The sequence below is a fragment of the Rhizobium tibeticum genome, assembly GCF_900110205.1.
Classification (GTDB): domain Bacteria; phylum Pseudomonadota; class Alphaproteobacteria; order Rhizobiales; family Rhizobiaceae; genus Rhizobium; species Rhizobium tibeticum.
In genome coordinates, this window is the sequence record NZ_FOCV01000030.1 from 47,683 (window position 1) to 60,247 (window position 12,565).

Consider the following 12,565-nt stretch of genomic DNA (forward strand, 5'->3'; position numbering starts at 1 on the left):
GAGATCACACTCCCAGAACCTTGTGCAGCGTATCCATCCGCTGCGGCAGCTCGCCCACGGGAAACTCCGAAACCATCTGCCCGTGATCCATAAGATAGAAACGATCGGCGATCCGGCTAGCGAAACGGAAATTCTGCTCGACGAGCAGGATCGTCATGCCACGCTCCTTCAATTGTTTCAGCACCTCGCCGATGCGTTGGACGATGACCGGCGCCAAGCCCTCGGTGGGCTCGTCGAGCAACAGCATGCGCACGCCCGTGCGCAGAATGCGGGCGATCGCCAGCATCTGCTGCTCACCGCCCGACAGTTTCGTACCCGCACTGTTGCGGCGTTCGTAGAGGTTTGGAAACAGCTCGTAGATCTGGTCCACGGTCAGGCCGCCGGAGGCAACGATCGGCGGCAGCAGCAGATTTTCAGACACCGTCAGTGTCGAGAATATGCCCCGTTCCTCCGGCACGAAACCGATGCCTCGGCGCGCTGTCTTGTGCAACGGCACCTGCATCATGTCCTCGCCGGCAAAGATCAGCTTGCCTTTGCGGGCGCGCACAATGCCCGTTATGGTGCGCAGCGTCGTCGTCTTTCCGACGCCGTTGCGGCCGAGGATGGTGATCGTCTCCCCTTCGCCGACGCGCATGTCGACACCGTGCAGGATGTGGCTTTCGCCGTACCAGGCATTGAGCCCCTGGAGCTCCAGAAGTGTCGTCATCAACCCTCCTCCGAGCCCATGTACGCTTGGCGCACGCGCGCATCGGCGCTGACCGTCGCATAATCGCCCTCGGCGAGAATCTCGCCACGCTGCAGCACTGTCACCTGCTGGCAGATGTCGGCGACCACGGACAGATTGTGTTCGACCATCAGGACGGCGCGGTCGCGCGCCACTTCGCGGATCAGCGCCGAGACGACGCCGACATCCTCGTGCCCCATGCCTGCCATTGGCTCGTCGAGCAGGAGCACTCTCGGGTCAAGCGCCAGCGTCGTCGCGATCTCGAGCACGCGCTTGCGGCCATAGGAAAGATCGGCGGCGATCGCATCGCGTTCCTTCGAAAGGCCGACTTTCGCAAGCAGTTGTTCGGCACGATCGTTCAATTCGTCGAGAGCCGAAAGCGGACGCCAGAATTGCGTCGACAGATTGTTTGGCCGCTGCAGTGCCACGCGGACATTGTCGAGAACGCTCATATGCGGAAACACCGCCGAGATCTGAAACGACCGCACCAGTCCCATCCGCGCCACCTTGTCCGGCGCCGTTTTGGTGATGTCGGTGCCCATCAGCGTGATCGTACCGGCACTGGGCTGCAAAAACTTCGTAAGCAGGTTGAAGACGGTGGTCTTGCCGGCACCGTTGGGGCCGATCAAGGCATGCACACTTGCATCGTGGACGTCGAGATCGACATTCTTGACGGCGGTGAAGCCACCGAAGTCGCGACGCAGGCCGCGGGCGGAGAGCACCACCTGCGGCGTCGCGTTCGATTGTGTTGCGGAACCCGCCATCGGTTTAGTTCACCAGGGCGCAGCCGCTCTTGGCGGGATCGATATAGGCTTCCTTGCCGGGAATGGTCGCCAGAACGTTGAAGTAGTCCCACGGTTCCTTGCTGTCGGCTGGCTTCTTGACCTGAAGCAGGTACATGTCATGGATCATGCGGCCGTTCGGGCCAACCGTGCCGCCGCGCCCGAAGACGTCATCGACTGGCATTTCATGCAACTGCTTGGCAACGGCATCGGTGTCGTCGGTACCGGCCTTCTGGATCGCCTTCAGATATTGAAGCACGGCCGAGTAGGTGCCGGTATGGACCATGTTCGGCATCCTGCCTGTACGGGCGAAGAACTTCTTGCCGAACTCGCGGCTCTTGTCGTCGAGGTTCCAGTAATAGCCTTCGGTCAGCGTCAGCCCCTGTGCCGCATCGAGGCCGAGGCCATGGACTTCCGCAAGCGTGAAGAGCAGTGCCGCCAGATGTTGGCCTCCCTGGGTGATGCCGAACTCGGCCGCCTGCTTGATGGCGTTGGAGGTATCGAGGCCGGCATTGGCAAGGCCGATCACCTTGGCGCCGGACGATTGCGCCTGCAGCAGGAACGACGAGAAGTCCTGTGTCGAGAGGGGGTGGCGCACGGAACCGACCACGTTGCCGCCGTTGGCCTTGACGAAATCGCTCGTCTGCTGCTCCAGGGAATAACCGAACGCATAGTCGGCCGTCAGGAAGAACCAGCTGTCGCCACCCTGCTTGACGAGCGCGCCGCCGGTGCCGACGGCCAGCGCATGTGTGTCATAGGCCCAGTGGAAGCCGTAGGGCGAGCAGGCCTTGCCGGTCAGGTCCGTTGTTGCCGCGCCGGTGACGATGTCGATCTTCTTCTTTTCCTTGGCTACAGCCTGGACCGCGAGCGCCACCGATGAGGTGGTCAGTTCCATGATCGCGTCGACCTGCTCGGTGTCGTACCATTGACGAGCGATGTTGGAGGCGATGTCGGCCTTGTTCTGGTGGTCGGCATCGACGATCTCCACCGGCACGCCCAGAACTTTACCGCCGAAATCCTCGACGGCCATCTTGGCTGCCTCCACGGAGGACTTGCCGCCGAAATCAGCGTAGACGCCCGACTGATCGTTCAGTATGCCGATCTTCACCTTGCCGTCGGATGCGCCATCGGCGAGTACGGCAGTGCTGCTTGCAAGCAGGAATGCGAGCGATGCTATGAGATTCTTTCGCATATGTCTCTCCTCCCAGAGATTGGCCAGAATGCGGATCTGTTCAGATTTGGCCAGCCGCCCTCCTCAAAGCCGCCAGCGCATACCTTACGATCACGGAATTACCCCTTTCAAGCAAGGCCGCTTTACAACTAATTCCAAACAGTATCTGTTCGTTTTTGAACAGAAGTGCTGTCGTATCGCAGCCATGGCTCAATAAATGCAGATCGTTAGGGTGCTTTCGTTGGAACGTAGGGCAGGCCGCCGCGATATGCAGGTCGCCCGGCATTAGACGAAAGACCAATAGCGGCCACTTGACGATCACAGCGCCTACAGGGGGATTGATGAACAATTCAGCGCAATTCACCTGGGATGACCTGCAGTTCTTTCTGGCCGTCGCCCGCACCGGGCAGCTATCGACTGCCGCGCGACAATTGCGCACCAGCCATGCGACGGTTTCGCGCCGCATAGATCGGCTGGAATTTGCCCTGAAGGTCAAACTCTTCGAGCGTAATCCGCGCGGCTATGTGATGACGGCCATGGGCGCGCGTTTCGTCGAAACTGCCGAAAAGATGGAGCAGGAAACCGAGCGGCTGCGCGCTGACCTGACCGACGGCGCCACAACGCAGCGCGGCGTGGTGCGGCTCAGCGCACCGGAAGGCTTCTCCAACTTCTTCTTTGCGCGCGTGCTGCCGCAGTTCGTCGCCCGCCACCCGAATTTGTCGCTTGAGCTGGTGACGATCCAGCAGATCATGTCGCTGTCGCGCAAGGAAGCCGATATCACCGTCGTTCTCGATGAACCGAAGGGCGGACCGTATTTCTCCCACAAGCTCACCGACTACCATCTCCAGGTCTATGGTTCGCGGGAGTACCTGCAACGAAGCGCGCCGATCACCTGCCGAGACGACCTGTTGGAGCATCCCTTCATCAGCTATATCGAGGAGATGATCTTTGCCCCCGGCCTCGACTATCTCGGCGACGTGCATCCGCGCATCAAGCCGCAGTTCCAGAGCTCCAGCATCTTCGCGCAGCTGACAGCAACACGAAACGGCCTGGGGCTGTGTGTGCTTCCCTATTTTTTCGCCAGCCGTTACCCGGAGCTGGAACGGGTCCTTCCTGATGAGGTCGATCTCAGGCGGCATTACTGGATCACTTGCCATCGCGACCTTCGCCAGTCGCCGCGGGTGCGCGCCGTCATCGATTTCCTGCGCGAGGCTGTGACCGGCAAGGATGTCAGGTTCATCCCTCCCTGGGTGAAGCGATAGGTTGGCCCGAGGTCGGTTCCTGGCGAGTTGACCCGTCCGTCCGGCGGGTCTATGCCCGAAGAAGGTTCGCGCCGGCAGGTGAATGAGGAGGAGTGAGCATGCAGCATACCCGCGAGATCTTCGACTGGGCCGATCCTTTCCGGCTTGTGGAGCAGTTGTCGGACGAGGAACGCATGGTGCAGGAGACGGCAAAATCCTACGCGCAGGAAAAGCTGGCGCCGCGCGTGCTCGAGGCCTTCCGCAACGAGAAGACCGATCCTGGGATCTTCCGCGAAATGGGCGAGCTCGGCCTGCTTGGGCCGACGATTGCGCCGGAATATGGCGGGGCGGGCCTCGGCTACGTTGCCTATGGCCTGATCGCCCGCGAGGTCGAGCGCGTCGACAGCGGCTACCGCTCGATGATGAGCGTGCAGTCCTCCCTGGTCATGGTGCCGATCGATGCCTTCGGTTCGGAGGCGCAGAAACAGAAATATCTGCCAAAGCTTGCGACCGGCGAATGGATCGGCTGCTTTGGCTTGACCGAACCCAACCACGGCTCGGATCCGGGCTCGATGGTGACGCGGGCAAGGAAGGTCGATGGCGGCTATAGCCTGTCGGGCGCCAAGACCTGGATCTCCAATGCCCCGATCGCCGACGTCTTCGTCGTCTGGGCCAAGACCGACGACGGTGTCATCCGCGGCTTCGTCCTGGAAAAGGGATGGAAGGGCCTGTCGGCGCCGGCCATCCACGGCAAGATCGGCCTGCGAGCCTCGATCACCGGAGAGGTGGTGATGGACAATGTCTTCGTGCCGGAGGAAAACCTGCTGCCCAACGTGTCGGGTCTCAAAGGCCCGTTTACCTGCCTGAATTCTGCCCGCTTCGGCATCGCCTGGGGCGCGCTCGGAGCTGCCGAGGATTGCTACGCCAAGGCACGCCAATATGTGCTCGACCGCAAGCAGTTCGGCCGGCCTCTTGCCGCAAACCAGCTTATCCAGAAGAAGCTCGCCGACATGGTTACGGAGATTTCGCTTGGCCTGCAGGGCTGCCTGAGGCTCGGCCGCATGAAGGAAGACGGGCATCCGCCGGTGGAGCTGACCTCGATCGTCAAGCGCAACTCCTGCGGCAAGGCGCTCGACATCGCCAGGCTTGCCCGCGACATGCTGGGCGGCAACGGCATCTCCGACGAATTCGGCGTTGCCCGCCATCTCGTCAACCTCGAGGTCGTCAACACCTACGAGGGAACCCACGATGTCCACGCCCTGATCCTCGGCCGCGCCATCACCGGCATCGCCGCATTCGCGAATTGAGCCATATTGGGCATCGCGCAAATTGAAACCCGCGCGACAATGTGCCAGCTTCCCATGACCGCGAGGATATTGCGCGCGGCATGGGGGATTGCACATGCTTTTGTTTCTTGCATTTCTGATCGGAATTATCGCAGGCCTCAGGGCCATGATGGCGCCGGCCATCGTTGCCTGGGGTGCCGCACTGGGCGGTTTTGACGTTTCACAGACACCGCTTGCCTTCATGGGATATCGCTGGACGCCATGGGTGTTCACGCTGCTTGCTGTCGTCGAGTTGATTACCGACCAGCTGCCCTCAACCCCGTCCCGCAAAGTTCCCATGCAGTTTGCCGCCCGCCTCATCATGGGTGCGCTGACGGGCGCCACGATCGGCGCGTCCGGCGGATCGCTCGTCGGTGGATTGATTGCGGGCATTGTCGGCGCCGTGGTTGGCACGCTTGGCGGTGCGACCGCCCGCGGCAAGCTTGCCGCCGCCTTCGGCAAGGATACACCTGCAGCGCTGATCGAGGACGCGGTTGCGATCATCGGCGCGCTCGTCATCGTGGGAGCAGTCTGATGCCTAGTTTCGACGCCATCGTCATCGGGGCCGGTCAATCCGGTCCCTTCCTCGCCGCCCGCATGGTCGAGAAGGGCATGAACGTGGCGTTGATCGAGCGCAAGTTCCTCGGCGGCACCTGCGTCAATGCCGGCTGCATGCCCACCAAGACGCTGGTGGCAAGCGCACGCGCTGCCCATATGGCACGGCGCGGGGCCGACTATGGCGTGACGATCCCGGGCCCCGTGGGCATCGACATGACGGTGGTGCGCAAGCGCGCCGAAACCGTGACGATGAATGCCCGCAACGGCCTGATCAACTGGTTTGCCGGCATGGACGGAATCACCGTCATCTATGGCCATGCTCGTTTCGAAGACGCTCATACCGTCACCGTGAACGGGCAAACGCTGACGGCCCCGCAGATCTTCCTGAATGTCGGAGCGCGGCCGATCATTCCCGATATGCCGGGTATTGATGAGATCGATTACCTCACCAGCACCTCGATTATTCATCTCGACACGCTTCCGAGGCACTTGGCAGTCATCGGCGGCAGCTACATCAGCCTCGAATTCGCGCAGATGTATCGCCGCTTCGGGGCCGACGTGACGGTGATCGAGCGCGGCCCGAAGCTTGCCTCGCGCGAGGATGCCGACATTTCGGACGCGATCGCCGATATCCTGCGTTCGGAAGGCATTGGCGTGCACACCGATGCCGACGGGATCGGCTTTTCCAAGACGGCCAACGGCATCAATGTGAGCATCGGCAATGGTCAGCCGGCAATCGAGGCAAGCCACGTGCTGATCGCCACCGGCCGCACGCCGAATACCGACGATCTCGGCCTCGACAAGGCCGGCGTCGTCACCGACCAGCGCGGCTACATCACCGTCGACGACAAGCTTGCGACCAATGTCGAAGGCATCTGGGCGCTCGGCGATTGCAATGGCCACGGTGCCTTTACCCATACCTCCTACAACGACTTCGAGATCGCCGCCGCCAACCTGCTCGACGGCGAGGACCGCAAGCTCAGCGATCGCATTCTCGCCTATGCGCTTTATATCGATCCGCCACTTGGCCGTGTCGGCATGACCGAGAAGGAGGCACGCGCCTCTGGTCGCAAGATCATGATTTCAACCCGGCCGATGAACCGGGTCGGACGCGCCAACGAGCGCGCCGAGACCAAAGGTTTCATGAAGGTGATCGCCGATGCCGAAACGCAGCAGATCCTTGGCGCGGCCATCCTCGGAATCGAGGGCGACGAGGTGATCCATGGCTTCATCGACGCGATGAACGCCAAGGCCCCCTACCCGGTGTTGAAATGGGCCGTGCCGATCCATCCGACCGTGTCCGAGCTGATCCCGACGCTGCTTGCGGATTTGAAAGCGGTTTAGCTGCGGAAGCGGTCTTCCCGGCCCGTGGTTTTGACCCTGCATCTCACTCGGACGGGTGCTGGGCATTGCCGCGCCAGAGATATGGCGCTTGGCCGCACTTCATTCGGCGGTTTTGGCTTTGCAACTTACGTGCCTCTGCAGCCACCGGTAGCTGGGCTATTTCCTTGCGCAGAAAACCTCTCCATCCTTTCGCAAAAGGAGGTTCGTCTGGGAACTTACGTGCGCCGTGGGTACGTGCGGAGCCAAACTTGGCGTTGCCGCGGCCATCTCGGGAGGAGACCTTTTTCTGCGAAACACCGGACGAAGGAGCCGTCGTCCTTGTTCATCACCCCAGCGACGGTCCCGCCGCGACGCCTCGTGGTCTCGTTTGCTGAGGTTGCCTAGTCCGCGCTTGCGGCCGGGAGTTGGTCGTCGAGTGCCGCCAATATTCTATAGGCTGCCTTCACACGCTCGCTGTTGGGATAGTTCTTGTTCGCGAAGAGTGCCACGCCGATGCCCTGTGACGGCACGAAGGCGACATAGGCGCCGAAGCCGTTGGTGGATCCGGTCTTGTTGAATAGAGCGTCGTTTACCGGCGGGCGCGGCGGCGACAGTTTCTCGATCTCGTGGGCTTGGAGGGTCATTTCAGTCGCGTTGCCCGCCAGGAGCTGGTCGAGGTCCGTGGGGTAGGCGTAGATTTCCCATCCAAGTCCCTGCGTCATGCCTGCGACCTTGTAGTAGCCGACATGCGTTGCGGCGATCGCCGCCTGCAGCGGGTCGTCGAGGCCGGAAGCGTTCATGTTGGCTTCGATGAAGCCAAGCATGTCGGACGCCGACATCTTCACACCATAGGCCTCGGAATCGAGGACGCCGGGCGAGACACGAATGGCCTTGCCGCTCTGTGAATAGCCGTAAGCGTAGTTGTCCGCCTCGTTCTTCGGAACGGTGATGAAGCTATGGCTGAGGCCGAGCGCCGGAAACAGCTTCTGCTGCATCAGATCATCGAACGGCCAGCCCATGGCCTTCGCTGCGGCATAGCCGAACAGGCCGATGCTCGGATTGGAATAGAGGCGATGCGTGCCCGGCGCATAACTCGGCTTCCAGTTCTTGTAATAGCCAACCATCTTCTTGTGATCGGTCACCTCGTCCGGAAACTGCAAAGGCAAACCGCCCGCCATATAGGTCCCGAGGTCGAGCATGCTCGCCTCGGCGAGGCGGCTGCCTGCGAGCTCGGGCAGAAACTTGCTCGGGCTGTCGGCGAAGGACAGGTCGCCACTGGCTTCAGCGTAGGCCGCGAGCGTCGCAGTAAAGGTCTTGCTGACCGAGCCGATCTCAAACAGCGTCGCGTCGGTGACTTTCTGCCCGCTCGCCTTGGAGGCGACGCCGTAATTGAAGACATATCGCTTTCCCTTTGCAGTGACGGCAATCGCCATGCCTGATATGTCGTTCTTCGCCATCAAGGGGCCTGCCACGGCATCGACGACGCGGCCAAGTCCGTCTTGCTGCTCAGCGGCGTGCGCGCCGGTGACGAGGATAAGGGATGCGGCGGCGAGAATACCAAAGGTAGATTGTGGAATATTTCTCATAACAGATACGATGCCTCGGGTTCATGGTATCGCCGCGCGATCTCCGCCGCGGCGAGGACGTCCAATGCGAAGTGCCCGCCGTTGCAAGATAATTCGGTATCTTGCGCGGTTTCCGCCGATCCGATCGGCCTAGGCGAGGTTTGTATACGAAGCCTGTACGGACGCCTCAAACGACGATATTTGGCAAGAGGCATTAGAAAAACTTGGGTATCCGATGGTTCGTCCGCACCTGCCGTTGAACGCGCTGCGCGCCTTCGAAGCTTCCGCCCGGCACCTGAGCTTCACCAAAGCAGCGATCGAACTCTGCGTGACGCAGGCCGCCGTCAGCCATCAGGTGAAGAGTCTGGAGACGCGCCTCAACGTCACACTGTTCGAGCGGCTGCCGCGCGGCCTTATGCTAACCAGCGAGGGCGAGACGTTGCTGCCGGCGTTGCGGGATGCGTTCGACGGTATCGCAAGGACGCTCGAGCGCTTCGAGGGCGGACATTATCGCGAGGTTCTTCGCGTGGGGGGCGTCGGCACTTTTGCGGTCGGCTGGCTGCTGCCGCGGCTGCGCGCGTTTCATGCGCGGCACCCCTTCATCGATCTGCGCCTATCCACCAACAACAACCGCGTCGATATCGCCGCCGAGGGGCTCGATTATGCGATCCGTTTCGGTTCGGGCGCCTGGCACGGCGTTGAGGCGGTGCGTCTGCTGGAAGCCCCGTTGTCGGCTCTCTGCATTCCCGAGATCGCGACGCAGCTAAGCTCGCCTGCTGACCTCTTGAAGCAGACGCTGCTGCGGTCGTACAGGGCCGATGAGTGGTCGCGGTGGTTTGCCGCCGCTGGGCTTGAGGCGAACCTGCCGCTGCTGCGGAGCATTGTTTTCGACTCGTCGCTCGCCATGATGGAGGCAGCACTGCAGGGTGCTGGCGTTGCCTTGGCGCCGCCGCTGATGTTTTCACGCCACCTGCTTGCCGAGACGATCCGCCAGCCTTTCGAGATCACGGTCGCCATGGGAAGCTATTGGCTGACCCGTTTGCAATCGCGCCCGGAGACGCCGGCCATGTCGGCCTTTCGTCTCTGGCTTTCGGAAGTGGCCGGCGCGTCCAGCACCTGATCGGTTCGGGTTCTCTCGATGTGGACCCGGAGACGGTGGCGGCGTAAGATGCGGCCTCTGTCGAGGGGTTCCGAAGGACACAGGACGTGGCTATCTTCATGGACCGGCATGATCTTGCGGGGACAACCGCCGAAGACATTGCCGACGCGCATCGCAGGGATCTGGCCGTTCAGGATCGGTTCGGAGTGAAGTTCCTCACCTACTGGTATGACCAGCGGCGCGGAACAGCGTTCTGTCTGATCGATGCACCGGATGCCGAGACCGCGCAATGTGTCCACCGCGAAGCGCACGGTTTCATGGCTGGCGAAGTCGTCGAGGTCGCGCTGTCCGCGGTCGAGGCATTTCTTGGGCGGATTCATGAACCCGAACAGATGGTCGGCCAGTCTGTCGCCGAAAGGGATGCCGGCCACAGGGCGATCCTTTTTACCGATATCGTCGGCTCGACGGCGATGACATCGCGGCTCGGCGATCGGATGGCAGCCGAACTCGTGCGGGCACATGATGCGATCGTGCGACGCTGTCTGGCACAATGCGGGGGCAGAGAAGTCAAGCACACCGGTGACGGCATCATGGCCTCCTTCGCCTCCACGCACGCCGGGGTCGGTTGCGCGATGAGCATCCAGCGGGAATTCAGGCGCTACAACGGGGGCACGCCGGAACCCATTCACGTTCGCATCGGCGTGGATTGCGGCGAACCCATCGAGGACAGCAATGACCTCTTCGGCTCGACCGTGCAATTGGCCGCACGGTTATGTGCTGCGGCCGCGGGCGACCAGATCCTCGTATCGGAGAATATCTTTCGCGAGCACGGAGCGGCCGATCTCTTCGCCAATGCGGCGCGCCGGCGCCTCAAGGGGTTTTCCAAGCCGGTTCTGGCATTCGAGTGCGATTGGGCTGATGAGGTTCAATCAAAATAGGGTGGCCTCGATCGGTCACCCCATTGGAAGCGGTGACCGAACGCGTGTCGAGGCGACGCAGGCTATTCCATCACGATTTGCAGTTTCACGTCGCTTGGACGCGCCTCGACGGCGCGATCGAAGGCCTTGATGGAATCCTCGAAGGTGAAGGTTTCCGAAATCAGCGGCTTCAGATCGACGCGACCGGAGCCGAGCAGCGCAATGGAGCGTTCGTACTGGTGCGCGTAGCGGAATACCGTCTCGATGCGGATTTCCTTGGTTGAGGCCGTCGAAACGTCGAAGCCGATCGGATTAACCGGCAGGCCGACGGCGACAATGACGCCACCCGGCCGTGGCAGTTCCATGATGGTTTCCCAGGCCTTCGGCGAGCCGGAGCATTCGAAGATCACATCGGCACCCCAGCCGTCCGTCAGGCGCGCGACCTCCTCGACGAGATTCTTCTCGCGGATATTGACCGGGATGACGCCCTGGTATTGAGCGGCAATGTCGAGTTTCGGTTGGGCAAGGTCGGCCACGACCACGCGGGCGCAGCCGCCGGCAAGGGCTGCGATCGCCACCATCGTGCCGATCGGGCCGGCGCCCAGCACCACCGCTGTGTCGCCGGGCACGATCTTCGCCTTGGTTGCCGCCTGCATGCCGACCGCGAAAGGCTCGACCATGGCGCCCTCGGCGAAGCTCACATTGTCGGGAAGCTTATAGGTATAGTTGGCTGGATGCACGACTTCGGGCGTCAGGACACCGTGGATCGGCGGCGTCGCCCAGAAGGTGACGGCAGGATCGACATTGTACATGCCGAGCCGGCTTGCCTTGGAATTGGGATCGGGAATGCCGGGCTCCATGCAGACCCGGTCGCCGACCCTGAGATGCGTCACGCCGGCGCCGACCTCGACGACGGTGCCGGCGGCTTCGTGGCCGAGCACCATCGGCTCGTTGACGACGAAGGGGCCGATCTTGCCATGGGTGTAGTAATGCACATCGGAGCCGCAGACGCCGACCGTGTGAATCCTGATCTTCACCTGCCCCGGACCCGCATCCATCGGCAGGTCGATCTCGCGAAGCGCGAGTTCATGCTGGCGCTCGAGCACCAACGCGCGGACTTTGGCCATTGTCTGTTCCTTCCCGATTGCCTCCCCGCGCCGTCTGTGTCGGCGCGGCTTTGGATGGACTATAAGGCCCGAAGCCTTCGCAATTCAATTCAATTGCGAAGGCTTTTGCTCGTGAAATGATGAAATGCCCATTCAAGGAAGACTGGCGATCTGATGCGGTAGATGGTCAGCCGAAGTTGACGAGATTGAGCGCCGGCAATTGCCCGCCGGGAAACTGCACCAGGCTGCCGCCGACAGTAGGCAGGCCAAGGTCGATGCCGAAGCAGCCGAGCGTGTCGATCAGGGAACCGATTTCGGCTTTTGCGTCCGCGTCGTCGCCCGAATAGAACAAGACACGCTTGCCGCCTTCGGCCGCGGGGTTGCCGGAAAGAAGGTGCGGCTGCAGGTGGTTGAAAGCCTTGACCACACGGGCGCCCGGCACAAGATCGGCGACGATCTCGCTGGACAGACGACCGTTCAAGGCAGCGGGCTTGAAGAGCGGGGCCTCGATTGGATTTGGCGTCGATGACGATGCGATCGTTCCAGTCTGGTAGGGCCCTAAAGCGCTTCTGGCAGCTTCGACCAGGGAACGTCAACGAGGACGATATCGGCCTTCACGGCCTCTTCGACGGTCGCTGCTATCACGAAAGGCTGAAGCTCCGCGGCAAGTCCCGCATCCCCAATAAGCGGGTAGTCGCTTGCATCATCTTCAAGCATCCGTTGAAAGTTTGGATGATCTTTATGCGGTATTTAT

11 protein-coding genes and 1 pseudogene are annotated in these 12,565 nt (G+C 61.7%); 6 read left to right on the forward strand and 6 right to left on the reverse strand.

The genetic code is table 11. The features are described from left to right. Positions 1–4 precede the first annotated feature (4 nt). Genes BSG20_RS26285 through BSG20_RS26295 form a run of 3 tightly spaced genes read right to left on the reverse strand, consistent with a single transcriptional unit; the run spans position 5 to position 2,698 of the window. Positions 5–706, reverse strand: coding sequence for an ABC transporter ATP-binding protein (locus BSG20_RS26285; protein WP_072380007.1), 702 nt, complete (start codon positions 704–706; stop codon positions 5–7). After that, the gene (locus tag BSG20_RS26290) at positions 706–1,488 is read right to left on the reverse strand and encodes an ABC transporter ATP-binding protein (protein ID WP_072380006.1); all 783 of its coding nucleotides are present in this window, start codon (positions 1,486–1,488) and stop codon (positions 706–708) included. Before BSG20_RS26290 ends, BSG20_RS26285 begins: the two co-directional genes overlap by 1 nt. Before the next feature lie 4 nt (positions 1,489–1,492). Beyond that, complete coding sequence (locus BSG20_RS26295; protein WP_072380004.1) at positions 1,493–2,698, reverse strand: ABC transporter substrate-binding protein; 1,206 nt, start codon at positions 2,696–2,698, stop codon at positions 1,493–1,495. Between the two features lie 320 nt (positions 2,699–3,018). Between BSG20_RS26295 and BSG20_RS26300 the strand changes: the two genes are divergently transcribed. From BSG20_RS26300 to BSG20_RS26315, 4 genes are all read left to right on the forward strand, one after another. Further along, positions 3,019–3,939, forward strand: coding sequence for a LysR family transcriptional regulator (locus BSG20_RS26300; RefSeq protein WP_072380002.1), 921 nt, complete (start codon positions 3,019–3,021; stop codon positions 3,937–3,939). A 98-nt stretch (positions 3,940–4,037) separates the two neighbouring features. Continuing rightward, a complete protein-coding gene (locus BSG20_RS26305) occupies positions 4,038–5,225 on the forward strand; it encodes an acyl-CoA dehydrogenase (protein ID WP_072380000.1) in 1,188 nt (395 codons plus the stop codon). Positions 5,226–5,319: 94 nt separating this feature from the next. Further along, entirely contained in the window at positions 5,320–5,778 is a 459-nt protein-coding gene (locus BSG20_RS26310) for a DUF4126 domain-containing protein (RefSeq protein ID WP_072379998.1), read from the forward strand. Next, positions 5,778–7,145, forward strand: a complete 1,368-nt coding sequence (locus BSG20_RS26315; protein ID WP_072379996.1) for an FAD-containing oxidoreductase — start codon at positions 5,778–5,780, stop codon at positions 7,143–7,145. Before BSG20_RS26310 ends, BSG20_RS26315 begins: the two co-directional genes overlap by 1 nt. A 380-nt stretch (positions 7,146–7,525) precedes the next feature. On the opposite strand, the gene ampC is transcribed toward BSG20_RS26315, so the two are convergent. Then, a complete protein-coding gene (gene ampC, locus BSG20_RS26320; protein ID WP_072379994.1) occupies positions 7,526–8,710 on the reverse strand; it encodes a class C beta-lactamase in 1,185 nt (394 codons plus the stop codon). A 214-nt stretch (positions 8,711–8,924) separates the two neighbouring features. Between ampC and BSG20_RS26325 the strand changes: the two genes are divergently transcribed. Further along, a complete protein-coding gene (locus BSG20_RS26325; RefSeq protein ID WP_072379992.1) occupies positions 8,925–9,809 on the forward strand; it encodes a LysR family transcriptional regulator in 885 nt (294 codons plus the stop codon). Between the two features lie 86 nt (positions 9,810–9,895). Next, positions 9,896–10,726, forward strand: coding sequence for a nickel-binding protein (locus BSG20_RS26330; protein WP_072379990.1), 831 nt, complete (start codon positions 9,896–9,898; stop codon positions 10,724–10,726). 62 nt (positions 10,727–10,788) lie between these two features. On the opposite strand, the gene BSG20_RS26335 is transcribed toward BSG20_RS26330, so the two are convergent. After that, on the reverse strand, positions 10,789–11,832 hold the full coding sequence (locus BSG20_RS26335; RefSeq protein ID WP_072379988.1) for an NAD(P)-dependent alcohol dehydrogenase: 1,044 nt from the start codon (positions 11,830–11,832) through the stop codon (positions 10,789–10,791). Between the two features lie 166 nt (positions 11,833–11,998). Next, a pseudogene (locus BSG20_RS26340) lies at positions 11,999–12,480 on the reverse strand (NADPH-dependent F420 reductase); the annotation flags it as partial. Between the last annotated feature and the right edge of the window lie 85 nt (positions 12,481–12,565).